At 65.1% G+C, this 24,531-nt stretch carries 24 protein-coding genes and 3 pseudogenes; 15 read left to right on the top strand and 12 right to left on the bottom strand.

Features of this window, described 5'->3' with window-relative positions; genetic code table 11:
* Window positions 1–22: 22 nt before the first annotated feature.
* The 6 genes from FCN77_RS06325 to FCN77_RS06300 all read left to right on the top strand — a co-directional run bounded on the left by FCN77_RS06325 (window position 23) and on the right by FCN77_RS06300 (window position 5,676).
* A complete protein-coding gene (locus FCN77_RS06325; protein WP_137321582.1) occupies window positions 23–1,027 on the top strand; it encodes a dihydrodipicolinate synthase family protein in 1,005 nt (334 codons plus the stop codon).
* Window positions 1,027–1,815 carry an SDR family oxidoreductase gene (locus tag FCN77_RS06320; protein WP_137321581.1) on the top strand — a complete coding sequence of 263 codons (789 nt, stop codon included), beginning with the start codon at window positions 1,027–1,029 and terminating at the stop codon, window positions 1,813–1,815. Before FCN77_RS06325 ends, FCN77_RS06320 begins: the two co-directional genes overlap by 1 nt.
* A gap of 28 nt (window positions 1,816–1,843) precedes the next feature.
* On the top strand, window positions 1,844–3,322 hold the full coding sequence (locus tag FCN77_RS06315; protein WP_137321580.1) for an aldehyde dehydrogenase family protein: 1,479 nt from the start codon (window positions 1,844–1,846) through the stop codon (window positions 3,320–3,322).
* A gap of 6 nt (window positions 3,323–3,328) precedes the next feature.
* On the top strand, window positions 3,329–3,655 hold the full coding sequence (gene fdxA / locus FCN77_RS06310; protein WP_137321579.1) for a ferredoxin: 327 nt from the start codon (window positions 3,329–3,331) through the stop codon (window positions 3,653–3,655).
* A 346-nt stretch (window positions 3,656–4,001) separates the two neighbouring features.
* Window positions 4,002–5,435 (top strand): flotillin family protein, encoded by a 1,434-nt coding sequence (locus FCN77_RS06305; protein ID WP_137321578.1) that lies wholly within the window; start codon window positions 4,002–4,004, stop codon window positions 5,433–5,435.
* The gene (locus tag FCN77_RS06300; RefSeq protein ID WP_137321577.1) at window positions 5,428–5,676 is read left to right on the top strand and encodes a hypothetical protein; all 249 of its coding nucleotides are present in this window, start codon (window positions 5,428–5,430) and stop codon (window positions 5,674–5,676) included. Before FCN77_RS06305 ends, FCN77_RS06300 begins: the two co-directional genes overlap by 8 nt.
* 28 nt (window positions 5,677–5,704) lie before the next feature.
* Here the strand turns inward: FCN77_RS06300 and FCN77_RS06295 are convergent, their stop codons facing one another.
* Window positions 5,705–5,884, bottom strand: a complete 180-nt coding sequence (locus tag FCN77_RS06295) for a hypothetical protein (protein ID WP_137321576.1) — start codon at window positions 5,882–5,884, stop codon at window positions 5,705–5,707.
* A gap of 189 nt (window positions 5,885–6,073) precedes the next feature.
* Here FCN77_RS06295 and FCN77_RS06290 point away from each other — a divergent pair, with 189 nt between their 5' ends.
* The 5 genes from FCN77_RS06290 to FCN77_RS06270 all read left to right on the top strand — a co-directional run bounded on the left by FCN77_RS06290 (window position 6,074) and on the right by FCN77_RS06270 (window position 12,652).
* Window positions 6,074–7,174, top strand: coding sequence for a hypothetical protein (locus tag FCN77_RS06290; RefSeq protein ID WP_137321575.1), 1,101 nt, complete (start codon window positions 6,074–6,076; stop codon window positions 7,172–7,174).
* 87 nt (window positions 7,175–7,261) lie between these two features.
* Entirely contained in the window at window positions 7,262–7,474 is a 213-nt protein-coding gene (locus FCN77_RS06285; protein ID WP_137321574.1) for a hypothetical protein, read from the top strand.
* Between the two features lie 213 nt (window positions 7,475–7,687).
* Window positions 7,688–8,938 (top strand): glycosyltransferase family 1 protein, encoded by a 1,251-nt coding sequence (locus FCN77_RS06280; RefSeq protein WP_254678881.1) that lies wholly within the window; start codon window positions 7,688–7,690, stop codon window positions 8,936–8,938.
* Window positions 8,935–10,341: a UDP-glucose/GDP-mannose dehydrogenase family protein gene (locus tag FCN77_RS06275; protein WP_137321573.1), complete on the top strand. Its 1,407-nt coding sequence runs from the start codon at window positions 8,935–8,937 to the stop codon at window positions 10,339–10,341. The genes FCN77_RS06280 and FCN77_RS06275 overlap by 4 nt, the downstream gene beginning before the upstream one ends.
* A 163-nt stretch (window positions 10,342–10,504) precedes the next feature.
* Window positions 10,505–12,652 carry an EAL domain-containing protein gene (locus FCN77_RS06270; RefSeq protein ID WP_254678880.1) on the top strand — a complete coding sequence of 716 codons (2,148 nt, stop codon included), beginning with the start codon at window positions 10,505–10,507 and terminating at the stop codon, window positions 12,650–12,652.
* A gap of 18 nt (window positions 12,653–12,670) precedes the next feature.
* On the opposite strand, the gene FCN77_RS26225 is transcribed toward FCN77_RS06270, so the two are convergent.
* The 9 genes and pseudogenes from FCN77_RS26225 to FCN77_RS06230 all read right to left on the bottom strand — a co-directional run bounded on the left by FCN77_RS26225 (window position 12,671) and on the right by FCN77_RS06230 (window position 19,158).
* Window positions 12,671–12,955, bottom strand: a complete 285-nt coding sequence (locus FCN77_RS26225; RefSeq protein ID WP_137321572.1) for a hypothetical protein — start codon at window positions 12,953–12,955, stop codon at window positions 12,671–12,673.
* A gap of 384 nt (window positions 12,956–13,339) precedes the next feature.
* Window positions 13,340–14,185 (bottom strand): SDR family NAD(P)-dependent oxidoreductase, encoded by an 846-nt coding sequence (locus tag FCN77_RS06260; RefSeq protein WP_137321571.1) that lies wholly within the window; start codon window positions 14,183–14,185, stop codon window positions 13,340–13,342.
* A gap of 385 nt (window positions 14,186–14,570) precedes the next feature.
* Window positions 14,571–14,807: pseudogene (locus FCN77_RS06255) on the bottom strand (IS3 family transposase); the annotation flags it as partial.
* Window positions 14,808–14,921: 114 nt separating this feature from the next.
* Window positions 14,922–15,467: a tyrosine-type recombinase/integrase gene (locus FCN77_RS26220; RefSeq protein ID WP_217496241.1), complete on the bottom strand. Its 546-nt coding sequence runs from the start codon at window positions 15,465–15,467 to the stop codon at window positions 14,922–14,924.
* On the bottom strand, window positions 15,433–15,960 hold the full coding sequence (locus FCN77_RS26215; protein WP_217496240.1) for a site-specific integrase: 528 nt from the start codon (window positions 15,958–15,960) through the stop codon (window positions 15,433–15,435). The genes FCN77_RS26220 and FCN77_RS26215 overlap by 35 nt, the downstream gene beginning before the upstream one ends.
* Complete coding sequence (locus tag FCN77_RS06245) at window positions 15,957–16,916, bottom strand: tyrosine-type recombinase/integrase (protein ID WP_137321569.1); 960 nt, start codon at window positions 16,914–16,916, stop codon at window positions 15,957–15,959. The genes FCN77_RS26215 and FCN77_RS06245 overlap by 4 nt, the downstream gene beginning before the upstream one ends.
* A complete protein-coding gene (locus tag FCN77_RS06240; protein WP_254678879.1) occupies window positions 16,913–18,055 on the bottom strand; it encodes a tyrosine-type recombinase/integrase in 1,143 nt (380 codons plus the stop codon). Before FCN77_RS06240 ends, FCN77_RS06245 begins: the two co-directional genes overlap by 4 nt.
* A gap of 147 nt (window positions 18,056–18,202) precedes the next feature.
* A complete protein-coding gene (locus FCN77_RS06235) occupies window positions 18,203–18,961 on the bottom strand; it encodes an IS3 family transposase (protein WP_137321567.1) in 759 nt (252 codons plus the stop codon).
* On the bottom strand, window positions 18,859–19,158 hold the full coding sequence (locus FCN77_RS06230) for a transposase (protein WP_137321566.1): 300 nt from the start codon (window positions 19,156–19,158) through the stop codon (window positions 18,859–18,861). Before FCN77_RS06230 ends, FCN77_RS06235 begins: the two co-directional genes overlap by 103 nt.
* A gap of 427 nt (window positions 19,159–19,585) precedes the next feature.
* Here FCN77_RS06230 and FCN77_RS06225 point away from each other — a divergent pair, with 427 nt between their 5' ends.
* The 4 genes and pseudogenes from FCN77_RS06225 to FCN77_RS06210 all read left to right on the top strand — a co-directional run.
* On the top strand, window positions 19,586–20,578 hold the full coding sequence (locus FCN77_RS06225) for a patatin-like phospholipase family protein (RefSeq protein ID WP_137321565.1): 993 nt from the start codon (window positions 19,586–19,588) through the stop codon (window positions 20,576–20,578).
* Between the two features lie 146 nt (window positions 20,579–20,724).
* Complete coding sequence (locus FCN77_RS06220) at window positions 20,725–21,015, top strand: transposase (protein WP_137321564.1); 291 nt, start codon at window positions 20,725–20,727, stop codon at window positions 21,013–21,015.
* A 38-nt stretch (window positions 21,016–21,053) separates the two neighbouring features.
* Window positions 21,054–21,905: pseudogene (locus FCN77_RS06215) on the top strand (IS3 family transposase); the annotation flags it as partial.
* A 20-nt stretch (window positions 21,906–21,925) separates the two neighbouring features.
* A pseudogene (locus tag FCN77_RS06210) lies at window positions 21,926–22,396 on the top strand (ISL3 family transposase); the annotation flags it as partial.
* Between the two features lie 69 nt (window positions 22,397–22,465).
* On the opposite strand, the gene istB reads toward FCN77_RS06210, so the two are convergent.
* Window positions 22,466–23,224, bottom strand: a complete 759-nt coding sequence (istB, locus tag FCN77_RS06205; protein ID WP_137321562.1) for an IS21-like element helper ATPase IstB — start codon at window positions 23,222–23,224, stop codon at window positions 22,466–22,468.
* Window positions 23,221–24,462, bottom strand: coding sequence for an IS21 family transposase (gene istA / locus FCN77_RS06200; RefSeq protein WP_137321561.1), 1,242 nt, complete (start codon window positions 24,460–24,462; stop codon window positions 23,221–23,223). The genes istB and istA overlap by 4 nt, the downstream gene beginning before the upstream one ends.
* Window positions 24,463–24,531 lie beyond the last annotated feature (69 nt).

Here is a 24,531-nt window from a genome sequence, read left to right as displayed (position 1 = left end):
CAACAATTTTGAGGAGGATTCAATGACTGGATCACTGAATGACGGCCCCGGGAAGGATTCCTGCGAAACCCAGGCACGCGAGTCCCATTCCCGTGAGTCCCTGGCGCCGGGTGTCTGGGGTGTGGTGGCCACGCCGTTCCAAGGCAGCACGCTGGACGTGGACCTGGACAGCCTGTCCGAGCTCGTGGAGCACTACGAGGCCATCGGTGCCACAGGGTTGACGGTCCTGGGTGTGTTCGGCGAAGCCGCGGCCCTCACCGCAGAGGAGCGCCGCCAGGTCCTTGAGACCGCCGTCGAATGCACGGACCTCCCGCTGGTTGTGGGCATCACCGCACTGGCCACCCGCCCTGCCATCGACGAGATCAAGGCAGCCCAGGCCGTGGCTGGCGAGCGCCTGGCGGCCGTGATGGTGCAGGCCAACTCCGCCCGGCCGGAAGTGGTGATCGCCCATCTGGATGCTATCCACCGGGCCACCGGTGCGAAAGTGGTGCTGCAGGACTATCCGCTGGCCAGCGGCGTCAGCATCAGCACTCCCGCCCTCATCTCCGTGGTGAAGTGGTGCAGCTTCGTGGTCGCGGTGAAGGCCGAGGCCCCGCCCACCAGCGTGGCCGTCGCGGAACTGACCGCCGCCATCGGGGTTTCCGTCTTCGGCGGGCTCGGCGGGCAGGGCCTGCTGGACGAGCTCATGGCCGGCGCGGCCGGCGCCATGACCGGATTCTCCTACCCGGAGGCGCTGATCGCCTGTGTCCGGTCCTGGCAGCGCGACGGCTATGAGGCCGCACGTGACCAGTTGCTGCCGTACCTGCCGCTGATCAACTTCGAGCAGCAGGCCAGAATCGCGCTGGCCGTGCGCAAGGAATGCCTGCGGAAGCGCGGCCTCATCAAGGATTCGGGGGTCCGGGCTCCGGCCGCGGCGTTCCCGGAGAAGCTTCGCTACGGCATGCTCACGCACCTGCGGGAAGCCGCAGCCGCGCTGGAATCAGCGGCACATGATGCCAACAACCAAACCCCTGTAGGGAGTTACTGATGGACCTGGGAATCGCCGGCAAGACCGCCCTGGTGGCCGCCTCCACCGGAGGCCTGGGCCTGGCCGTGGCCCGCGCGTTGTCCGCGGAGGGCGTGCGCGTGGCCGTCACCGGCCGCCGCCGCGACCGCGCCAAGGAGATCGCCGCGGACCTGCACACCGCCTATGGCACCGGTGCCATCGCCATCGAGGCGGACCTCACCACGCCGGAAGGCATCGAGTCCGCCGTCGAACAGACGGTGGCGGACCTCGGCCCAATCGACATCCTGGTGCTGAACGGTCCCGGCCCCAAGCCGGGCGCCGCCGCGACACTCAGCTCCGAGGACATCGCCGCGGCCTTCGAGCTGCTGGTCAAGCCGCACCATGCCCTGATCTCCCAGGTGCTTCCGGGCATGCGGGAGCGGCGCTGGGGCCGTATCCTCGCCGTCGGCTCCAGCGGAGTGGCGGCGCCGCTGCCCAACCTGGCCGTGTCCAACACCGGGCGCGCCGCACTCGCCGGCTACCTCAAGACCCTCGCCGCTGAAGTGGCCCTGGATGCCGTGACCGTTAACATGCTGCTCCCCGGCCGGATCGCCACGGACCGCGTGGCTGAACTCGACCAGGCCGCCGCCAAACGACGCGGCACCACGCTGGAGGAGATCCAGCTGGAATCCCGCAAGACCATCCCCGCCCGCCGCTACGGCGAACCCGAGGAGTTCGGCGCCGCCGCCGCCTTCCTGTGCAGCGCCCCGGCGTCGTACATCACCGGCGTCGCGCTGCGGTGCGACGGCGGCCTGATCCGCAGCCTGTAGCCTCCCCTCACTCTTCAGAAGGAACACCATGACTTCCACAGCCCCCGACGTCTCAACCTCCACCGACCGCGAACTCATCACCGCCCGGCACCTCATCAACGGCGAATGGCTGGGCGAGGCCGACACCGAACGGATGAACCCGGCCCGCCCGGGCGAGCTCGCAGCCCTCTCCCCCAGCGGCACCGCCGCGGACACCGACGCCGCCATCACCGCCGCCGCAACAGCCCAGCCCGGCTGGGCTGCAATGCCCGCCCCGGCCCGCGGCGCCATCCTGATCACCGCCGGAAACCTGCTGCTCGAACGCCAGACCGCCATCGCCGAGGACCTGGTCCGCGAAGAAGGCAAGACCCTCGCCGAGGCCAAGGGCGAGGTCAAACGCGCCTCGGACGTGCTGCGCTTCTTCGGCTCGCTCGGCTGGGCCGCCACCGGCGAGGTGCTGTCCAGCGGCCTGCCGGACACCACCATCACCACCCGCCGCGAACCGCTGGGCGTCGTCGGGCTCATCACGCCGTGGAACTTCCCCATCGCCATCCCGGCCTGGAAATCCGCTCCCGCCCTGATCAGCGGCAACGCCGTGGTCATCAAGCCGGCCGAGCTCACCCCGCTGTCCGCCACCCACCTGGCACGCGCCCTGCACGACGCCGGCCTCCCCGCCGGCGTGTTCAACATGGTGCACGGCAAGGGACGCGTGGTGGGCGACGCCCTGGCCCGCGACCCGCGCATCGCCGGGCTCTCGTTCACCGGCTCCACCAACGTGGGGCTGGGCCTGCAGGAGATCCTCAACGCCCGCCGCGCCCGCGTCCAGCTGGAAATGGGCGGCAAGAACGGCGTCCTGGTCCTCGACGACGCCGATGCCCGCAAGGCCGCCCAGGTGGTGGCAGCCGGCGCGTTCGGCCTCACCGGCCAGGCCTGCACCGCGACGTCCCGCGTTTACGTCACCCCGGGCGTCCGTGCCGCCTTCCTTGAGGCGCTCACCGAGGAGGCCGCAGCCTACAGCACCGGTGACGGCCTCGACACCGGCGCCCGGATGGGCGCCGTGGTGAGCGGGCAGCAGTTCGAGCAGAACCAGGCAGCGGTGCGTACCGCCGTCGAACGCGGCGTCACCCTGCTGCACGGCGAGTACGACGGCGACCCGGACGCCGGGTTCTTCTTCCCCGCCGCTGTGCTCACCGATCTCCCGTCCGACGACGCCGCAGTCACCGAGGAGATCTTCGGCCCCGTGGTGGCTGTCCTCGAAGTGGCCGACTACGAGGCCGGGCTCGCCGCGATCAACAACTCGCGCTACGGCCTCACAGCCGGCATCTGCACCGATTCCCTGGCACGCGCCACGGACTTCGCGGCCCGCGCCCAGGCGGGCGTGGTCAAGGTCAACCGGCCCACCGCTGGACTGGACCTGAACGTGCCGTTCGGCGGCGTGAAGGACTCCTCCACCAATACCTTCCGCGAACAGGGGAAGTCCGCGCTGGACTTCTTTACCTGGGGCAAGACCATCTACACCGGTGTGTAGCACGCCATGACCTACGTGATCGCGCAGCCGTGCGTGGATGTGAAGGACAAGGCGTGCATCGAGGAATGCCCGGTGGACTGCATCTACGAGGGTGAACGCTCGCTCTACATCCACCCGTCCGAATGCGTGGACTGCGGCGCCTGCGATCCGGTGTGCCCGGTGGAGGCGATCTACTACTCGGACGATGTGCCGGATGCGTGGGCCGATTACGTCCTGGCAAACGTGGAGTTCTTCGAGGAGCTCGGGTCGCCGCAGGGTGCCTCGGCCCTAGGGAACCTGGGCCGCGACCACCTGGTGATTGCCGCCCACCCGGTTGCCGAGCCCGCCCACTGACCAAGCGCGGACGGGCACTTGAGGTCCCACCCGAATAAGCCGCCGCTCCCTCAGACCCCAAACTGAGGGAGCGGCTTTTTCGTGGGCCGGCACGGTGGGCCGGCAGCCAAAGCCACCAACCTGTCCCCGGCCGCGCGAGCCGAGCGCCGCCGTCGTGCGTCAATGCCGTTGCCGCAGGCAAATATCGGCCAGACTCTGGACTCTTGGGCAGGGGCCAATCAGACTGTCTACAACAGCTGGCCCGGCAGGCCCGAATTACCCGCATTTGAGCCGGCAGGAAATGTGCAGCTGCATTAATTGGGGCTTCACCGCGATGCCTGTTGCACAACCGTGAAAGGATCTGGCCATGCCGGACTTATCAGCATTCTTCCCGCTTATTGCAGCCCTCATAGGCGCAATCCTTGTCGTTGGCTTTATTTGGGTGGCAATAAAACTGATGTGGAAAGTGGCTGAACCCAACGAGGCCCTCATCATCTCCGGCCTCACCCGCGGAACCTTGGAAACACGGGCCGGAATGGACTTCAAGATCGTCACGGGCAAGGGCGCGCTGGTATTTCCGGGGCTGCAGACAGTGCGCACGTTGTCGCTGACCCTGAATGAAACTGAGCTGAAAGTTTCGTGTGTTACCTCGCAAGGCATCCAGGTGATTGTGGAGGGTGTTGTTATTTACAAAATCGGCGATGCCCCGCCCTTCATTGCAAATGCCGCCAGGCGTTTTCTGGGCCAGCAACCGAAAATGGAAAGCCAGGTGTACAACGTCTTTGAGGGCCACCTGCGCTCGATCATCGGCAGCATGACCATGGAAGAAATCATCCGCGAACGGGACAAGCTCGGGTCGCAGGTCCGCAGCGCCAGCGGCGTGGAAATGGAGAAGCTGGGCCTTGTGGTGGATTCGCTCCAGATCAAGGACCTTCAGGACCCCACGGGGTACATCCAGAACATCGCCAAGCCGCATATCGCCCAGGTGAAGATGGAGGCCCGCATCGCCGAGGCCACCAGGAACCGTGAGGCCGCCGAGAAGGAAGCGGAGGCGGCCGCGCTGATTGCGGACGCGCAGAGCGTGTCGGCCATCCGGCAGTCGGTGGCGCAGGCCAATGCCGAACGGGCCAAGGCCAACGCGGCCCAGGCCGGCCCGCTGGCGGACGCAACGGCGCGGCAGCAGGTGGTGGTCCAGGAGACCGAGGTGGCCAAGCTTGAGGCGGACCGCGAAGAGCAGAAGCTCCAGACCACCATCCGCAAGCCGGCGGACGCCAAGGCTTATGCCAAGCGGACGGACGCGGAAGGCCAGAAGGCCGCCGACATCAGTGCCGCCGAGGCACTGGCCCGTCGAACGGAACTCGAGGCCCAGGTCAACGCACGGCGCACGGAACTGCAGGCCCAGGCGAACGCCACCGCCGCTGCGGCCGCGGCTGGCGCCACCAAAGTCACCGGTGAGGCTGAGGCCGCAGCCACCAGAGCACGCGGTGACGCTGCGGCGTCGGCCATCAAGGCGAAGGCGCTGGCCGAAGCCGAGGGCATCAAGGCCCGGGCCGAGGCACTCGGGACCAACCAGGACGCCGTCATTTCACAGCAGCTCGCTGAGAACATGCCCGCCATCATCGCGGCGGCAGCCGAACCGTTCTCCCACGTGGGCCAGATGACCGTACTGAACGGCGGCGAAGGCGTCAACAAGATGCTCGGCGGGATCCTCGCCCAGGTGGGCGACTATCTGCCCGCCCTGTCCTCGGCCCTGAAGAACAGCCGGGAAGGCAAGCGCCCCGCGAAAGCCCCAGATGCATAAAGACGTCGACCGCAGCCTCACCGGGAAAATCGGGCGCGTGACGGGACGCATCGGCCCCGGCACCATCGGCGAGGTCATGCTGCCCTACCTTGGGGGCACCATGGCCTTCCACGCCCACCCGTTCGACAGGGCCAGTGAGTTTGCGGTGGGCGAGGAGGTGCTGGTGATCTACTTTGAGCCGCCGCAGACGGTCTATGTGGAGGAGCTGCCGGAGGTACTGAGGCACGACGGCGGGCGGTGAGTCAGGGGGCCAGTCGCACCTACCCGGCTCAGAACCTCCATACGGAGTACGGAACGCTGGGCAGGTTACCTGCCATCCACGGCTGCTCCGACTTCTCCCGCGGCAGGACTCCGCGGCCATCACGCACGACCACCACCACCGTGCCGATAACGCCCCAAACGGCAACAACGGCAAGGAAAATCAGGACGACGACGATTGGCCCGGACATTTGTAGAACACCTCTGATATCCATTTTACGGCGGTCGGACCGGCCTGCCGAGGGCTTGGGCGCGATGGTCTCCAGGACTGTTGGCGGTACCCCTCCCCCGGTGGCCTCCGGCGGGAAAGCGCAAAGGTATGGACGGGCTGACAGCGCGGGCGTATCCTGATCTTCCATTGCCACTGGGGGGTGATCTGGGTGGGCGGTACTTCGCGTGACCGTTGGCTCGCTGGTTTGCGCCCATTGGTCCTCGCCGCCCTGCTCACCGCAGCGTGGCTTGCGTGGGCGGCCGGCTCGGCAAACGCCGCATCCGACGACCCCAACCCGCTGGGTTCGCTGGGTCCGTTCGGGCAACCTGCCGTAACGCTCTTCCAGGAAGCCTCCTCGGCGGCGGCCGCCGTGTCCGGCCTTTCCGACAGCGCTCCGGCACCTGCTACCGGGGCTGTCCCCGCACCCGCGCCCGCACCTCAGGGTGTCCCAGTTCGGGTCGCCGCTGCACCGCTTCCGGTCTCCGGTGCAGCGGCGACCGTCGTCGACGTCGTGGACCCCCTGCTGAGCGACACAGCGGATGTTGTGACCACGGCGGTCCGGGCCGCCCCGGCGGTCACGGACGTCACCAGCGCACTGCCCACCGGCCCCGTCACCGAAACAGTCGCTGGAACAGTCACGCAGACGGTGACGGACACTGCGGACGCCGTCGTGTCCGTGGTGGATTCGCTTACCCCTGTGTTGCAGGGCACTCCGCTTCCCACGATTCCGCTTCCCACCGTTCAGCTTCCGACCGTGCCACTGCCGACCGTCCCGTTGCCCACGGTTCCGCTTCCGGCGGTTCAGGTTCCGACGCTGCCAGGGCACGTGCCGGCCCCGGCCGGCCCCCGCGACGCACCCGCAGCCGCGGATCCGTCGTGGGCCCTCGCTACTGAACCAGAGGCACCCGCCGGATCAGTGTCGTCCGAAACTGCGGTGGGCACGGCTGCCGCGCTGGGCCCGCTACTGCGTTCGGTGTCGCCCTCGGAGTTCCTGGCGAACACCCATATGCTGGCCGCTTTGGCGGCAACCGTCGGCTATGCCGTTGCCGCCGAGCCTGCACCTGCGACGGAGCCCAACGGGTCGCTGCGCTTTGGCGCCGTGCAGGGCCAGGCCGGATCAGCGTCGGCGGGTGCGGGAAGCGGCGAGGGTGCGGCTGACGTGGCCGGGGCATGGAACCCGCTGCATGATGCCCTCGGCGCCCTCATGCCGGACGCATCACAGTTCCCGTCGGCCGGCCCATCATACGATCCGGGGTCTTCCCCCGACTGAGCAGGACATCTCTGCCCTCTTGCAGGCAGAGCATGGCCACCGTCGCCGTCGGCGTACGGAATCGAAAACTCAGTCAGGAGAAGTGTCATGTCCACCAAGTCCCAGTTCAGTGCAGTCGCCATGCCCAGCAACACCCGGTCCCGTGCCTCGATCGGCAACTGGCCCAACCTGATGAACTCACGCATCGGCAACTGGCCCGACCCGATGAACTCACGCATCGGCAACTGGCCCGACCCGATGAACTCACGCATCGGCAACTGGCCCGACCCGATGGGTCGGACGGGTTCGGCGAGCCGCTGAACCCCGCGGTTCGGACGCCGTCCCGCGCCTACCTGGGGGTGGTACGGGGCAGCGTCCGGGCCTTGCGCAAGGCCAGGACCCAGATATGGCGCCGGCTAGATAGAGCCGCCCGCCGCCGTCGTGCTCCAACGCGGCCCCGCTGTTAACCCAACCTTCCACTCCGCGTCATTCCCGCTCCCCCGTTCGGCAACACGCCCCGCGCACCGTTGAGGGGTGAGGATCGCAATTGTCGCTGAATCATTCCTGCCACTGATGAACGGGGTAACGCACTCCATCCTTCGGGTGCTTGAGCATCTGCAGGAACGGGGCGACGACGTCATGGTCATCGCCCCGTCGACACAGGACACAGAGGTCCTGGATGTGGTGCACGGCGCCTTTGTGCACCGGCTTCCGTCGGTGCCGCTGGCGGGGTACACAAACGTGCGGGTGGCGTTGGGCGGTGTGAACCGGGTCAAGAGAATCCTTGCCGATTACGCGCCGGATGTCGTTCACCTCGCGTCCCCGTTCGTGCTCGGCTGGCGGGCCGTCCAGGCGGCGCATCAACTGGGAATCCCCACAGTGGCCATTTACCAGACCGAGGTTCCCAGTTATGCGGCGCGCTACGGGGTGCCGTTCATGGAGAACTGGGCCTGGAACCGGGTGGAGAACATCCACCTGCTGGCTTCCCGGACGCTGGTGCCGTCCACTTTCGCGCTGAACCAGTTGCGCGGCCGCGGGGTTCTGCGGGTGGACATGTGGCGGCGCGGTGTGGATACCGCGCGCTTTGCGCCGGGAAAGCGCGACGACGGGTGGCGGGCTTCCGTGGCACCCGGCGGTGAGCGGATCATCGGCTACGTTGGCCGGCTCGCCGTGGAAAAGCAGGTGGAAGACCTGGCCGTGCTGGCTGACGTGCCGGGCACCAGGCTGGTGATTGTGGGCGACGGGCCGCAGCGGGAGGCGCTGCAGGAAGCCCTGCCGAACGCCGTGTTTGTGGGTTTCCTCGGCGGCGAGGAGCTGGCCAGGGCGGTGGCGTCCTTCGACCTGTTCGTGCACCCGGGCGAGTTCGAAACCTTCTGCCAGACCATCCAGGAGGCCATGGCATCGGGCGTACCGGTGGTGGCCACAGGGCGTGGCGGACCGCTGGACCTGGTGGAGAATTCCCGCACCGGCTGGCTGTACAAGCCCGGCGACCTGATCGGGCTTCGTGCGCATGTCATGGACCTGATGGGCGACGACGCCAAGCGCCGTGCGTTTGCGTCGGCAGCGCACGCTTCGGTCCAGGGCCGGACGTGGCCGGCGCTGAGCGCGGAGCTGGTGCTGCATTACCGCTCGGTGATAGCCGGCGATCCGGTGCTTGAGCCCGTGCCAGTTCCCGTCCGTCGCCCGGTGGTTGAGCCTGGGCCCACGCCGGCAGGGTCCCCTGGCCGAGCTAGCGAGGTTAGGGCGCCGGTGGGGAGCGAAACCAAGAGAGGAGTGTCCCTGTGAAAATTTCCGTGGTGGGCTGCGGCTATCTCGGTGCCGTGCATGCGGCCACCCTGGCGTCGATGGGCCATACCGTGGTGGGCATCGACGTCGATGCCGCCAAGGTGGACCAGCTGGCCCGCGGCCTTGCGCCGTTCTTCGAGCCCGGCCTGGACGAGCTCCTCCAAGACGGACGGGCTACCGGACGGCTCACGTTCTCCACGGACTTCGCGGACGCTGCCGGGGCGCAGGTGCACTTCCTGTGCGTAGGTACACCGCAGTCCAAGACATCCGACGGCGCCGACCTCAGCTACCTGCTGTCCGCCACCGAAAGTCTCCTTCCGCACCTGGGCCGGCGCGCCGCCGTCGTGGGTAAGTCAACGGTCCCGGTGGGGACTGTGGACAGGCTGGGCGGGATACTGACCCGGCGGCCGGATGTGCTGCTTGGCTGGAACCCGGAGTTCCTGCGGCAGGGCACCGCGGTGAAGGATTCGCTGGTGCCGGACCGCCTGGTTTATGGCGTGTCCGGCGGCAAGGCTGCCGCGTTTGATCCGACAAGCGGTGCCGCGCAGGGCGTGACGGCGGCACTGGACGCGGTGTATGAGCCACTTCTGCGCGCCGGGATTCCGCGTCTGGTGTGCAATTTCGCCACGGCCGAGCTGATCAAGTCGGCATCGAACGCGTACCTGGCCACGAAGGTCAGCTTCATCAATGCGATGGCCGAGCTGTGCGATGCGTCCGGCGCGGACGTCACCGAGCTGAGCGAGGCGATGGGCCTTGATCCGCGGATCGGCAGCCGGTACCTGCACGCCGGCCTGGGCTTCGGCGGCGGCTGCCTGCCCAAAGACATCCGCAGCTTCCGGACGCAGGCCGCCGCCCTGGGGGTCGGGTCGGTGGACGACTGGATGGGCCTGGTGGACGCCATCAACCTGGGTCAGCGCACCCGGACCGTGGAGATCGCCCGGGAGCTGTGCGACGGGTATCTGGCCGGCCGGACCGTTACAGTGCTGGGCGCGGCGTTCAAGCCGGACACTGATGACATCCGTGACTCGCCCGCGCTGGATGTGGCCCTGCAGCTGGCCTCGGCGGGTGCGCACGTGACAGTGACCGATCCGAAGGCGATCAACCATGCATGGATGAGGTACCCGCAGCTCCGGTTCGAGAAGTGCACGGACCGGGCGCTCGAGGACGCCGAGCTGGTGCTGTTGCTGACCGAGTGGGAAGAATACCGCTCCTTGTCGCCGCTGGTTGCCGGAGCGCTGGTACGGCGGCGGACGGTCCTGGATGCGCGCAACGTCCTGGACGCCGCTGAGTGGCGGACCGCGGGTTGGACAGTTCGCGGTCTGGGGACGGAGGCTAACGGGGCGGTCGAGCATTCCGAGACTAAGCCTGCCGGATCCCCGCCTGAGGTGAATAGCGTGCCCTGATATCCGCGGCCAAAGCATTGTTTGCGTGGTTCCGTGAGTTCTTTGTTGCTTTCTTGATGATGCTTTTCCCTGTGACAAGCAGTTCTGGCGTATCCCCTTTATGATGTGCGGAGGGAGGACATTCAATGCAGAAATTGCGGTCTCACATTGTCTTTGCGCCGGCATGACGGCGTCACTCGCGGGCCAGGAACCAACCGGGGTTCCCGGCCCCGACTACCAGGCTGTGATCGATTCGCTGCCGGATGCCCTTTTCATCATCGCCGAAAACGGCAGCATCACTTACATGAACGCTGCTGCGGAACGTATGTTCGGCTATCCTCAAAGCGAACTCATTAGCCAGGACCACCGCGTGATTCTTGCGGAGGATTTCCGGGAAGGGTTCCGGCGTCTCTTCAACGCCCTCCGCCGCGACCCTGAAACACGCGATCACCCGCCGCTTGAGGCCTACGGCCTGCGGCGCGACGGCACAGAGTTCAAGGGTGAGGTTGCATGCGCGCTGCTTCAGTCGGGCACCGGTGTATCCATGACCGCCACCATACGGGCTGCCCGTCACCTCGAGGTGGCCGATGCGGGGCTCAGGGAGGCGATGTCGCTCCTAAACGCAACGCTGGAGTCGACCGCTGACGGCATTCTGGTAGTGGATACCGAGGGCCAGATCGCCGGGATCAACGAGCAGTTCGTGTCCATGTGGGGCATACCGCACGAGTTGCTGGCCACCCACGACGACGAAGCCGTGATCAGCTTTGTCCTCGGGCTGCTGCAGGACCCGCAGGGCTTCCTGGACAAGGTCCACGAGCTGTACGCCGACCCGATGGCGGAGAGCAATGACATTCTGAAATTCATCGACGGCCGGACCTTTGAACGGTACTCCCGCCCGCAGAAGGTGGCGGACAAGGTGGTGGGCCGGGTGTGGAGCTTCCGCGACGTCTCGCCGCGACTGGCTGCACAGGACCAGGCGAAGCGGGCCATGGCCGATCTCGCGGAGCAGGCGGCGCAGCTGAAGGCACTGGCGTTCCAGGATCCCCTGACCGGACTCGCCAACCGCAAGCTGTTCCATGACCAGCTGGCCGAGGCTCTCCGAGGCGACCGGGCCGTCTCCGTCGATGTCCTGCTGCTGGACCTGGATGACTTCAAGGAAGTCAACGACATCCTTGGGCACCATGCCGGTGACGAAATGCTGACGGAGGTGGCGCGCCGGCTCCGGGCTTGCGTCCGTCCCGACGACACCGTGGCGCGTCTGGGCGGTGACGAATTCGTGGTGCTGCTGACGGATTCCCCGCACCCGGACAGTGTCGCTGAACGGATCGTGGCATCTCTGAACGTGCCGATGTGGGTTGACGGAACCATGCTCCGCCCCAGCCTGAGCCTGGGCCTTGCCACGGCTGGCGAGGACGCCGTGGCCGGTTCGGAACTGCTGCGCCAGGCTGATGTGGCCATGTATGCGGCCAAGGCCGCGGGCAAGAACCGGTACATGCGGTTCGAGGCGGAAATGATGACGGCGCTGGTGCAGCGCACGGACATGGAAGCCGGCCTCCGGATGGCTGTCGACAGCGGACAGATCATGGTCCACTACCAACCGGTCATTTCGCCGAGGCTCGGTGACGTGGTGCAGTTCGAAGCCCTGGCCCGCTGGAAGCGCGACGGCGAAATGGTGCCGCCCGCACAATTCATTCCGACGGCGGAGCGCAGCGGGCTGATATCAGCCATCGGTCTGCAGGTCATCCGCCACAGCTTCACCCAACTGCGGCCCTGGCTTGCTGCGGATGCCACGCGGTCCGTGGCCGTCAACGTGTCGGGGGCCCAACTGAAGGACTGCAAGTTTGCCGAGAGTGTCCTGCAGCTCGCGGCCTCCTGTGCCACGGATCCGCGGCAGCTTGTCCTGGAAGTAACGGAGAGCGTGTTCTTCGATCCGGACGCGCACGTGATCCGGCAGTTGGACGTTCTCCGGGACGCCGGTGTGCGTGTTGCACTGGACGACTTCGGCACTGGCTATTCCTCCCTCGGCAGGCTGCAGGATCTTCCCGTGGATGCGGTGAAGATAGACCGCTCTTTTGTCTCCATGGTCCGCACGGGTGCCGAGAAACTGCCCATCCTGAACTCCATGATCAACATGGCCCACAGCCTTGGCCTGACGGTGACGGCGGAGGGAATCGAGACCGGCGCCCAGGCGGCGTACCTGACCAATCTGGACTGCGATTCCTTGCAGGGTTATCTGTTCTCCCATCCCGAGCCGGAAGCGGGGTTGGAGCTGGCCCTGCTTCGGTCAGCCGATGCCATCGATGAGCTCCAGGGTGTGCGCCTCGAGGGGTAAGCGAATCCGCGGCTCCGCTCAACCTTCGAGTCCCTCCACCACGTCGATTCCTGTCAGGTCGTAACAGGCCTGACGGAGCGGGCCCAGATACCCCATGGTCTCCGCCGACGCCGGCTTGTCGCTCGGATACAGGATCTGGCCCCACAGGATCCGAACAGCGATGCCGGATTGGACCCGGATTTTCGGAGGGGCCGCTGCAGTTGCCTCTTCCAAGGGCGTCATGGCTTCCTCGGCTGACACGCTGCCCTCCTCGAGAACCGCGAAGCCTTGTTTCCAGACACTGCAGACTTCGTCGACGCTCATTGTGGGACCTGCCTGCTCGGGCTGCCCTCCCGCTGCCGCTGGAGAGTTCACGAAAATGGGCGGCTCAGCGGCCTGACCGGTGGGGTCTTCAATACCCGGATCCGGAACAGGCGCCGAAGACGAGACCGGGGCAGAAGCCTCAGGCGACTGAGGCGCGGACGCCGGCGCGGACGCTTCCACCGGGGTTGAACACCCGACCAGAGCCAGTAAGGCGGCAATGCTCAACGCAGTGATGAACTTGTTCATGGTTTCCCCTCATAACGTTTGCACTCACGCTATGAGGGCTCCGGACGGAGCGGAATAAAGGCCGGGTGTTATGTGGATAAACCGGGACGCGGCCGGCTTGGTGAGCCGGCCGGCTCCGTGAGCAGCCTCGGAAGAGGGTCAGCCCTGCCGATCGATCTTGTCGAGGTCTGAACTGACCATTTCTTCGCTGCGTTCCCACAGCTTGCGTGCCAGCTCGGCATCGTAGGCCTGGCTGTTGGCATTCGCCAGCGCCCGCTTGGCATAGTAGGCGCCGGAGACCCAGTCCTGCCCGGGCTTGGTGCTCGCGAGCCACACCAAGGTGTCGGCCCCTTGTTCCGGAGTGAGCATGAACCGCTTGATGAACGTCTTGTAGGCGAAACGGAACCAGCTGCTCGATTCTGCGGCGAAATTCGTGGCCACCCCGCCCGGGTGGAAAGCAGCAGTAGAGATGCCAGCGCCGTGGAAACGGTGGTGCAGCTCAGTGGTAAAGAGGATGTTCTCGAGCTTGGCGGTGCCGTACGCGCGGTTGGTGGAGTAGCTGCCGGCGGAGTCAAGGTCGTCGATGTCTACGCGGCCGAACGCGTTCGCCGCGCTCGACGTGTTGATGACCGTTGCTCCGCTTGCCGTCAGCACGTCAATGAGCTCGTTGGTCAGCAGAAAAGGCGCCAGATGGTTCACCTGGAAGGTCTTTTCGTGACCGTCCACGGTTAGCTCCCGTTTCCCCATGATTCCGCCGGCGTTGTTCACCAGGACGTCGATCCGTGGGTATTTGGCTTTCAGTTGCGCGGCAAGTGCACGCACCTGCGACAGATCAGCAAAGTCGCTGACGAAGAAGTCACCGCCGATTTCCGTCGCCACCGCCTGCGTCTTCTCCGCCGACCGCCCGACGACGACAATCCGCTCCCCTGCCCTTGCCAGCGTCCGCGCGGCGGAGGCGCCGATACCGTCGCTCGCTCCGGTGATAACGATGGTGCGTGCAGTCATGAACTATCTCCCAATCAATGGCTGAGCTACCGATACCTGACGCATCGAAACTCAGTACTACAACGACGCTGGTGGAGCTGGTGTTCCTCGAATAGCTCCGACCCGGTCAGGACGCTCTCTCACTTCCCGCAGGAAAACCACGGACGCTCTCTCACGTCCCGCAGGAAAACCACGGACGCTCTCTCACGTCCCGCAGGAAAACCACGGACGCTCTCTCACGTCCCGCAGGAAAACCACGGACGCTCTCTCGTGCGTTGACACTAGTGCGGTCGTCAAGTTCTTGAGACAGGTTCGTCGTTGTTGTTGGTTAGGCGGCCAGGGGTTCCTGGGCGCTGGTGTGGTGGTTTGCGTGGGCGGTGGCTGGTGGGATGCCGCAGGCTCTGCGGTTGGGCCGGCGGCGGTTGTACCAGCCCTCGATGTAGTTCATCACGGCGGTCCGGGCGGCGAGCCTGGAGCCGAAACGGTGGTGGTGGTAGAACTCGGTCTTGAGGTGTGAGAAGAAGTTTTCGGCGACCGCGTTGTCCCAGCAGACCCCGACCTTGCCCATGGACTGGGTCACCGCGTTGGTGCCGCACCATTTCTGGAATTCCTCCGAGGTGTATTGGGTGCCCCGGTCGGAATTAAGCCGAATTCGGCTTAACTCAGATTATGCCGAGGTAATCGTTAAGCCGAGGTTGGGGAGTTTGCCCTTGTGATTCCTGGGTCGCGGCCCTGTTTCTCGGCTTAACGTTTCGTGCTATTTCAGTGAGTAGAGCAGCTGAAGTTCGTCGTCACTGAGCGCCTCGGTGCTCATGTCGCTGATTGCCGGGGTGGCGGCATTCATTGCTGTCCGCATCATGTCGAGGGTGGCGAAGGCATAGAACACGGAAGTGGTGCTCATGCTTTCGTGTCCAAGCAGCTGCATGATGATCGGTAACGGTATGCCTTGCTTGTAAAGGTCCATGGCCTTGGTCTTCCGCAGCATGTGGCAGTGGAGGTTGCCCGGGATCGAAGGGCACCGTTCGCGGGCGAGATCCCCGGCTTTCTTGAGCACCGCGGCGACGGTGTCGCTGGAAAGGGCAGTTGGTTGCCCACGGTGCGAGCTATAGAACAGGGGCCGCGTCGCGGGCCGGGTTGCGCGTTGCGGGTGGAACTCGTCGAGATAGACCTTGAGATGTTCCACGGCTTTTTCTCCCAGGGGGACAACGCGGCTCTTGTCCCGTTTTCCCGTGAGGGTCAAGTGGGCCGGTCTTGCCAGTGCCAGGTCGTCAATGGTTAGCGGTGATCTCGCCGACGCGCGCACCGCTGTCGTAGAGCAGGATGAGCAGCATGCGGTTCCGGCGTGACTTCACGTCCTTGCCGTCATAGGCGGCGAGAATCGCTGCCGTTTCGTTCTCCTGGAGGTATTCGATGGGTTTGCGCGGTGTGGCCGGTGCCTTGATGTTCTTGGCAGCTTGGTAAACAGCGACCAGGGTGAGGTCTTCCGCGGACGCGAAATTCAGGAAGGCCTTGACGGCGCTCAGGCGCAGGCCGATGGTTGCGGGCAGGTATTCCTTGGCTTGCCGCATCCATACCAACCAGTCCTTCAGGAATTGCCGGTCGAAGTGATCAAAACCGATGTTCTGGCGGCGGACCTGCTTCTCCGTGACCAGGTAATGGACGTAGCTCTCCAGACTGATCCGGTATGCCTCAATGCTGCGCGGCGCCATTTCCCTGACGTTGGGCAGGAAGTCGTGCAGGTAGTTCCGTGCGTAACCCCAGAAATCAGGGGTCGGTTCGTGCGTTGTGCGTTTCATTCGAATCCCACCTCGGGAAATACGCCTGGGCCGTCGTGGGTGAGTGCTGCGTAGCCATCCATGAAGTCCGGTGATGTGTGGATGTAATAGAAGGTGCTGTCCAGCGATGCGTGCCCCATGTAGCGGGCGAGGTAGGGCAGCATCGCATTGACGTCGGTGCCTTCGGCCATCCATCGTTCGATGTTGGCGTAGGCGAAATGGTGGCGGAAGGAGTAGGGGTGAGGCTGTCTGCCACCAACTGCTCGCGGCAACCCGGCTTGGTCCCAGATCCGGTTAAACGTGACCCCGATCGATGCCGGTGATACCGGGGCTGCGGTCGAGGAGACGAAGAACCCGGGACGCTGTTGCCCGAACTTCCTGCGGGATATCCGGTCGCAGTCGGCGAGAATATCGATGATCTGGCCGGTGATTGGCAGGCGCCGGCTCCTGTTGCCCTTGGACCACAGCACATCGATTTCCCGTTTGTCGAGGTCAACATCCCGGGGTTGCAACCTGCGGGTTTCGCAGGTCCGAAGCCCGCACGAATGCATCAGCGCAAAAAAGGCGACGGACTGCCATTTCCACGGCGAAGTGGTCTCCAGTTCAGTAGCGGATCGGAAGAACAACGAGATTTCTTCGCGGCTCAACAAGTAAGGCTGGGAGCGGAAGAATCCGCTCTTCCAGGATTCGGCAAGCACATACGCCTCCGCGTTGCCGTGGGTCCGCAACCAGCGGCCGAAATCCCTGATGTATGACATCCAGGACGGGCTGGAGCCCGGCTGGGAGGATTTCTTGAAGATGACCCAACCTTCGACGGCCTGCTGGTCAAAAGACCTCACCCCGTGTTCCGTGCAGTAGGTGTCGAAGCTGCGCAGATACCAGATGCGCGATGCACCGTAGCAGCCCATGCCCTGTTTGAAGGCAAGATACCGCGTCAATTCCCGGGCGAACACGCTGGTGAATTCATACGTGCTCATCGCGCTGCCCCTTCCGGCAGCGGAAGGACACACGAGCGCAACCGCTCGGTATCCGCACTCAGATACACATTGGTCGAGTCACTATGGGCATGACCGAGAATCGCCGAAATCGTCGGCAACGCGGTGCCCGCCCGCAACAACTTGGACGCCGCGTTGTAGCGAAGGGAACGCGTTCCAACCTTCACAGCTTCCACCCCGGACGCACGAAAGACCTTGTTGACGATCACGTAAATCGCCGTATGGTCAGCCAAGGCGACATGCGGGGCCTTCAGCCTCAAGAACATTTCTTCTTCGTCGGAGACCGGCCGCTCGTCAAGCACGTAGTGCGCAAGCTTGGCCAGGACCAGTGGCGGTAACGGCAGGGTCAGTGGGTTGCCGGTCTTTTGCTGCACGAGCCCCATCGTGCCGCCCCGCCAGTCGATGTCTGCCAGCCGCAGGCCGCGGATATCGCACGAACGCAACCCGGTGGACAACGAGAGCAAGGCAATCGCCGCGTCCCGTGAGGACACCAACCCTTGCCGGCAGGCGTCAACAACTTGTCCTTCAACTCCGGAATCGAGCAAGGGAACAATCTCGTGGTGCCGCCTGGTCCGGGCCAAGGCCAATGCATCAAGCAGATCCGTGCGGGATGTGAATTTCAGGAACGGGCGGAAGCTGGCAACCGCCGACCACATGCTCGACTCGGCCCACCGGCTTCGAAGGGACTCGAGAAATCCCAGAACGCTGGATCCGTCGGCGGCAGCCCACGAGGAAGTCCCGGCAGCTTCCAAGAAGTTCAGATACTCGCAGGCCAACGAACCGAAACTGTCTTGCGTGGAACGCGCGAGGCCACGCTGCACCATGTCTTGGGACCATGCAGCCAGCAACCCGGAGAATTCCGGGCTGTTGGGCCTTTTCCTCAGTTGCCCGCGGGGTCGTGTGGAAAGATCCACCGTGCCGGTGAGTAGACACGAGTCGAACAGCCACACCAACCGGCTGAAATCGGTGTGGCGCTGGGCGCTGTACCTGCCGGTCCGTGGGCTCGTTGTCATCGAGGCGAATTCCGTACCCAGCTTGCTTGTATAGACGCCTTCTTGTTTCTTGGCCAGAACACCCAGCCACTTGATGGACTTGCGATACTGGCCGATCGTGGACTGCATATAGCCGGCGTCTTCCAACGCTGCCACAACGACATCTCCGATAGCCGTGACTGTCGTAACCATTGCCTTGTCCTTCTGCTAGGAGCATGGATACAAGGCAGGTTAGGCGGAAACATTAAGCCGAGGAACGAGCCGGCGACCCAGGAGTCACAAGGGCAAACTCCCCAACCTCGGCTTAACGATTACCTCGGCATAATCGGAGTGAAAGATGACGGAGTGCTCGTCGAAGTAACCGTGGTTCCGGGCCATCCGCAGGGCCGCGGTGCACAGGCTGGCGCGCATGTGCTCGGCCATGGACCAGCCGATGACCATGCCGGAGAACAGATCGATGACCGTGGCCAGGTAGAGCCACCCCTCGCTGGTGCGCAGGTAGGTGATGTCTCCGACCAGCCGGGTCCCTGGCACCGTGGAGGTGAAGTCGCGTTTGCCTTGGTCATCGAGCATGTGGTTTTCGATGTGGGCGGTCTTGGCCTGCGGGTCCTGGAGCGTGGTCCTCTTCCAGGCCTGGGTGCGGATGGCCCGCAGGCCGTTCTCGCGCATGATGACCCCGACGGTCGGGGCGGAGACCTTGGTCCCGGCCGCGTTCAGCAGCAGGGTCAGCTGGTCCCGCCCGGCACGGCCGGCCTCCTTCGTGTAGAGCTCGGTGACCGCGGTGACCAGCTCCTCGTGCCGCAGGGCCCGTGGTGAAGGGCCGGCGGGGTTCCGCCACCGGTAAAACGAGGCCCGGGAGACTTTCAACGCCCGGCACAGCCACACCACAGGATGGTTGGCCTTCTCCGCTTCGATGAACTCGTAGAAGTCCTCTACTTTTGCTTCGCGGCAAAGAAGGCGCTGACTTTTCCCAGGAACTCGACCTCGGCCTTCAGCCTGGCGTTTTCGGCCAACGCCTCCTGGTGTTCGTCCCACGGCACAGGGCCCCGGTCCTCAGCTGGCACAGCGGTCACCTGTTCCTTCTCCCGGTACCGGTGGATCCAGTTTCCCAGCGTGCTCTCCTTCACCCCGATCTCCTCTGCGACTTCCTTCACCGGCCGGTCCGAGGACAAAACCAGCCGAACCGATTCCTCACGGAAAGCGGCATCGTATTTCTTCCTGCGCGTGGTCATCTGAATGCGAGGCTCCCATCAAGCTGTCTCACAAAACCATACGGCCGCACTAGGGACGACGGCGGTGTGCCGGCGTGGGTGCCGCGCCGGCCCTTCGCGGAAGGGTGGGAGAGGGAACCCGGCAAGGCTGCAGGATGTGGGAGAGCGTTCCGGGATTCGGTGCAGGATGTGGGAGAGCATTTGGCCCATCACAGCTGAGGGGGTAGCGGTCGGCGGCGCGTTCGACAGCGACACGGCAACCGGCATGATGCCGGTTGCGCACCGCGTTGCCGGCGTGATAGCTTCCCGGTAATCGTGATCAATCGGCAGGAGGTGAGACCCATGAACGCAGTATCCATAGTGGGCGCTCCCCTGCAGTCCACGATCTCGCGACTGAGGTAGTCGTCACCGGGAGCGCCCGACAGGCAATTCGCGAAAGGCGACTCCCATGAACACAACACCTTTTTCTACTCTGCACTTAACCTCGACGACGGCCTCCGACCGGCCGAGGTCCGACCAGGAGCAGCTGCAGGTCGACGCCACAAGGCGGGTGCGCGCCGCGGGTGCGCGAGCGTTGGTCCTCGGTGGTGGCGGATCGACAGGCAACGCGTGGCTGATCGGCGTCATGGCCGGCCTGTTTGATGCCGGGTTGGATGTGACCGAGGCCGATCTGATCATCGGGACGTCGGCCGGATCGACGGCCGCGGCCCAGATAGCTGGCGCGACCCCGACCGAGCTGCTTGCCGCCATCCTTTTCGCTGCGCCCCAGCAACGGACCGGTCCGGCCGGATCCGACCAAGGACGCGTTCCGATCAGGCCGGTGGCAGACCACATGGAGAGGATAAGCAAAATCATCGCCTCCGCTGAGGATGCGGCCGATATGCGCCGCAGAATGGGCGCGGCGGCACTCGATATGGATGCGGCCTCGGACGGCTCCTGGCAAACACAGTGGCGCGCTACCGTCTCGGCTCGGCTGCCCAGTCAGCGCTGGCCCCAACGAACGGTGCTCATCACGGCGGTCGATGCCCATACCGGTGAACCGGTCGTGTTCGACCGCCACAGCGGAGTCGACCTGGCGGACGCCGTTGCCGCCAGCTGTGCCAGTGGCCTTCCCTACAGGATCGGGGACAACCGATACATCGACGGCGGCTACCGACGCAATGAGAATGCCGATCTGGCAGCCGGATACGGGCGGGTGCTGGTGCTGTCACCCTTCGGCGGCAGAACACTGCAGCCGCATGAGTGGGGCATGCAGCTCGCGGCGCAGGTCGACGAACTACGCGCCCGTGGCAGCAGAGTCGAAATGATCTTCCCGGATAGCAGCTCCGAGCACATGTTCGGCGCCAATGGGATGGATCTGTCGCTGCGTCCGCCCGCTGCTCGAGCTGGTTACGACCAAGGCAGAGCCCTTGCCGAGCAGCTCACCGAATTCTGGCGCTGACGCCCTCGAAATCAGTCGACTCGGTAGGCGTGACGACGCCTGATGCCTCGGAGGCCGATGGGCGCGACATGTCGCACGCTACCTTCGTGAGCCCTGACCTTGAGGTGTACTACTGATGTGAGACACAGTTTGAAAGGATTGTGCCCATGTCTTCCCGTCCCAGTTATTCCGATGAGTTCAAGGCCGATGCCGTGAATCTCGTCATTTCCTCTGACCGTTCGCCCGCCTCAGTTGCCCCCGAGCTGGGGATCTCCGTGACCGCGCTGAAGCGGTGGGTTCAGCTGCATCGGGAAGGAGAGGCCGGGGCCGGCGGCAAGCCTGATGATCCGGTGGATCCCGCGAAATACAAGGCGATGGAGGCACGGCTGCGGGAGCTGGAAAGGGAGAATGATTTCCTGAAAAAAGTTTCGGCGTTCTTCGCCAAAGAACAACGGTAGAGGACCTCTACCGGCTTGTTCAGGAGAAGAACGCCGAATTCCCTGTCACCTGGATGTGCGCCCGGCTGGGCATTCCGCGGGCCTCGTATTACCGGTGGCTGGACCACGAAGAATCACCGACGGCTGCCCGGCACCGTGAGCTGACCGGACTGGTCAAGGCGATGTTCGATTCCTCCGACGGGATCTTCGGCCATCGCATGGTCCACACCAAACTCGCCGCCACGGGTGTGGAGATTTCCGTGGGGACGGTCGCTGCCATCATGGCGGATAACGGCTGGGCGGCCAAGCGGATGCGCGCCTTCAAACGCACGACCATCCCCTCGGACCCGGACAAGGTTTTTGCCGATCTCATCGGCCGGAACTTCACCTCAGATACTCCCGGCACGAAGCTCGTCGGGGATATTACCTACCTGCGTACCGGCGAGGGCTGGCTGTATCTGGCCACCGTCATCGACCTGTGCACCCGCATGGTCGTTGGCTGGGCGATGGCCGATCACATGCGCGCCTCCCTTGTCACGGGCGCGCTGGCGATGGCCCGGGACCGAGGACACCTGGCCCCGGATGCCATTTTCCACAGCGACCGCGGCACCCAATACACCTCCCGGGAAATGGGCGCTTGGTGCACCGGAAACGCTGTGCGTCAGTCCATGGGGGCCACCGGGGTGTGCTGGGACAATGCCGTCGCCGAGTCGGCGTTCTCATCCCTGAAGAACGAGTTCTACCACCACCACAGCTTCGCCACCCGGCAGGACGCCCGCCGGGCGACCATGCGCTACATCGAAGTGTTCTACAACCGCTGGCGGCCCCACACCAACAATGATGGGCTGCCGCCGGCAACAGCAATGGCCAACTTCAAGACCAAAAACCAGCCGCTACCTGCGGCCGCCTAACCCAAAAAGAAACTAACCGGCTGTCTCACATCCTTGACACACCCCACCTGGGCTCGTTCTGCCGTCTTGACGAACTCGGCCTGCAGGTCGTGGGGTCAACGGCTCGAGCCCGGTCGTGCGGTGTCGGCCTACCGGGTCGTCGAGACCGACGAGTTCGCCCGGTGGCGTCGCCGCTGCGGATGCGAGGCTGCGCCGCTCGACAGCGTGACCCGGCGGCTGGCGCACGAACCGCTGAGGTGGCGCCCGACGACGCTGCTGATCACGATCCGTCGCTATCGCTGCACCGGCTGTGGGCATGCGTCGCGCCAGGACACCAGCCGGGCCGCCGAGCCGCGGGTGAAGCTGTCGTCTCGCGCTGGGCGCTGGGCGGCATCGTGTGTCAGCACTTGACGGTCGCTCGGGTCGCCGAGGGCCTCGGCGTGTCGTGGAACACCGCGATGCTGGCCGAGGGCAGGCGGGTGTGGATCGAGGAACCACACCGGTTCGACGGCGGGCTGTTAACGCCAACCGAAAATGGGGCCATTAGTGCCAATTGAAAACGGGGCCACGGGGTTGTGGTTCTATTGTGCCGTACTGGCGTCGGGTTGGTGTTTTTTGAGCCGGTAGCTGTTGCCTTTGAGGCTGATGACGTCGGCGTGGTGGACGATCCGGTCGATCATGGCCGAGGCGATGGTCAGGTCCCCGAAGACGTCGCCCCAGCGGGCGAACGGGAGATTGGACGTCAGGATCATGGATGCGTGTTCGTAGCGGCTGGAGACGAGCTGGAAGAACAAGTTCGCCGCGTCCTGGTCAAACGGGATATAGCCTACTTCGTCGACCACCAGGAGGCTGTAGCGGCGGAGTTTGACCAGTTCCTGGGCGAGTTTCCCGCGTGAGTGGGCTTCCTGGAGCCGGGCGACCCAGCCGGTGGCGGAGTCGAAGAGAACCCTGTGCCCGGCCTTGGCTGCCTTGATGCCGATGCCGACCGCGAGGTGGGTTTTCCCCGTGCCGGGTGGCCCGAGGAGGACAATGTTCTTGGCCTCGGAGAGGAACACCCCGGTGCCCAGGTGGGCGATGAGGTTCCGGTCCGCGGAGGGCTGATGGTCGAAGTTGAACTCCTCCAGGTCCTTGCGCGCCGGGAACCTCGCGGCCTTGATCCGGGTCGCGGCGCCGGAGGCTTCGCGTTCGGAGACTTCACGGGACAGGACCGCTGCCAGGTACTCCTCATGGGACCAGCCGGCGTCTCTGGCCTGGTCCCCGAGTCGGCGGAAGCCGTCGCTGATCCGTGGTGCGCGCAGGGCCCTGGCGTAGTACTCGATCTGTGACGGTGTCCCGGTCATGACGCCACCTCCAGAAGGGCCGGCTGCTGGCCGAGGTCGATGCCGAAGATCTCGTCGTAGGCGGCCAGATCCCGCACCTGCACTGCTTCTTCGGGTTCGGGACGGTGCACCCGCTGGGTCCGGAAGTCCCGCCGCATGACCGCCGCGCGGGCCACGTGGGCCGGATCGGTCAGGACCAGGTGCCGGGCCCATGCCCGGACGTGGGTGGCGATGATGACCCCGTCATGGGTGACCCAGACGGTGTCCAGATCAGCGGTGACATCCACGATCCGCCCAATGAACGACGGGTCCACGGAATAGTCGTTGGAGAACACCCGCACGTAGTAATCCCGCGGCAGCCGCACCGCGTTGCGGAACACCGCTTCCGGGGTCACCGGCGGCAGTTCCCGCATCCTCTCCCGGTCCAGGACGATCAGCTCGTCAGGGCGGCCGTGGCGGGACCGCGAGTACCGGTGATTGGCCTTGGGCAGCCAGTCCTCCAGCTGGCCGTTGAAATCCGCTGGGGAGCGGAAGTCCCGGCCCGGCATGAAGCGTTGACGGAAGAACCTGTTCATCCGCTCGACCATGCCCTTGGACTCCGGATCCCGCGGCGGAAGCAGCTTGATCTCCAGCCCCAGCGACCCCGCAAACGCGGCTACCGGTTCCGTGGGCCGTCGCCGGCCGATGCCGGACTCGTTGTCCCACAACAGCCTGGACGGAACCGCCTGCGCGTCCTGCAGCAGAGTCCACATTCCGCCCAGAAGATCCGGCGTCGTCCGCGACGGCAGCATCCGTGCCTGAATGAAACCGGAGAACGCCGAGGTCATCACCAGCACCGGTGGCGTGTCGTTCTGGCCCTCACCAACAGGTAGCGGTTCGTGCGGGAACCAGAGATCGCACTGGACCTGGAATCCCGGCTCGTGGACGAGACGGTCCGCCGGGTCAGGCGGCGCGTATTCAGGCCGGATCGCGGCGACCTTCGCCCGGAACAAAGACGCGGAACCGGACCAACCCACCCGCTCCGCGAGCGTCGCGGCCGGCATCGTCGGCGTCTTCACCAACAACTCACGCACCCGGGGAGCAAACGCATCAAAACTCGACACTCCGGCTGCCCGCTGATACTTCGGCGCCCGGTCCGAGGCCAGCGCACGGTCAACCGTTCCGCGGGAAACACCCACGATCCTGCCGATCTCACGCTTCGAGTGCTTGCCTGTCGAAAACAGGTGGCGTATCTCCGCCCAATCATCCAAATTGATCACCGTCCATAATGGTTGGTGGCCCTGTTTTCAAATGGCAGAAGTGGTCCTGTTTTCGGTTGGCGTTAACAC

The sequence above is a fragment of the Arthrobacter sp. 24S4-2 genome, from assembly GCF_005280255.1.
Lineage (GTDB): Bacteria > Actinomycetota > Actinomycetes > Actinomycetales > Micrococcaceae > Arthrobacter.
The sequence above is the reverse complement of the archived record's forward strand: the minus strand, read 5'-3'. Positions and strand labels throughout refer to the sequence as shown.

What these genes read in the sequence shown, in the direction of transcription:
- FCN77_RS06325 (WP_137321582.1), top strand. Translation starts at nt 23, where the DNA reads ATGACTGGATCACTGAATGACGGCCCCGGGAAGGATTCCTGCGAAACC.
- FCN77_RS06320 (WP_137321581.1), top strand. Translation starts at nt 1,027, where the DNA reads ATGGACCTGGGAATCGCCGGCAAGACCGCCCTGGTGGCCGCCTCCACC.
- FCN77_RS06315 (WP_137321580.1), top strand. Translation starts at nt 1,844, where the DNA reads ATGACTTCCACAGCCCCCGACGTCTCAACCTCCACCGACCGCGAACTC.
- fdxA (WP_137321579.1), top strand. Translation starts at nt 3,329, where the DNA reads ATGACCTACGTGATCGCGCAGCCGTGCGTGGATGTGAAGGACAAGGCG.
- FCN77_RS06305 (WP_137321578.1), top strand. Translation starts at nt 4,002, where the DNA reads ATGCCGGACTTATCAGCATTCTTCCCGCTTATTGCAGCCCTCATAGGC.
- FCN77_RS06300 (WP_137321577.1), top strand. Translation starts at nt 5,428, where the DNA reads ATGCATAAAGACGTCGACCGCAGCCTCACCGGGAAAATCGGGCGCGTG.
- FCN77_RS06295 (WP_137321576.1), bottom strand. Translation starts at nt 5,884, where the DNA reads ATGTCCGGGCCAATCGTCGTCGTCCTGATTTTCCTTGCCGTTGTTGCC.
- FCN77_RS06285 (WP_137321574.1), top strand. Translation starts at nt 7,262, where the DNA reads ATGTCCACCAAGTCCCAGTTCAGTGCAGTCGCCATGCCCAGCAACACC.
- FCN77_RS06270 (WP_254678880.1), top strand. Translation starts at nt 10,505, where the DNA reads ATGACGGCGTCACTCGCGGGCCAGGAACCAACCGGGGTTCCCGGCCCC.
- FCN77_RS26225 (WP_137321572.1), bottom strand. Translation starts at nt 12,955, where the DNA reads ATGAGCGTCGACGAAGTCTGCAGTGTCTGGAAACAAGGCTTCGCGGTT.
- FCN77_RS06260 (WP_137321571.1), bottom strand. Translation starts at nt 14,185, where the DNA reads ATGACTGCACGCACCATCGTTATCACCGGAGCGAGCGACGGTATCGGC.
- FCN77_RS26215 (WP_217496240.1), bottom strand. Translation starts at nt 15,960, where the DNA reads ATGAAACGCACAACGCACGAACCGACCCCTGATTTCTGGGGTTACGCA.
- FCN77_RS06245 (WP_137321569.1), bottom strand. Translation starts at nt 16,916, where the DNA reads ATGAGCACGTATGAATTCACCAGCGTGTTCGCCCGGGAATTGACGCGG.
- FCN77_RS06240 (WP_254678879.1), bottom strand. Translation starts at nt 18,055, where the DNA reads ATGCAGTCCACGATCGGCCAGTATCGCAAGTCCATCAAGTGGCTGGGT.
- FCN77_RS06230 (WP_137321566.1), bottom strand. Translation starts at nt 19,158, where the DNA reads ATGACCACGCGCAGGAAGAAATACGATGCCGCTTTCCGTGAGGAATCG.
- FCN77_RS06225 (WP_137321565.1), top strand. Translation starts at nt 19,586, where the DNA reads ATGAACACAACACCTTTTTCTACTCTGCACTTAACCTCGACGACGGCC.
- FCN77_RS06220 (WP_137321564.1), top strand. Translation starts at nt 20,725, where the DNA reads ATGTCTTCCCGTCCCAGTTATTCCGATGAGTTCAAGGCCGATGCCGTG.
- istB (WP_137321562.1), bottom strand. Translation starts at nt 23,224, where the DNA reads ATGACCGGGACACCGTCACAGATCGAGTACTACGCCAGGGCCCTGCGC.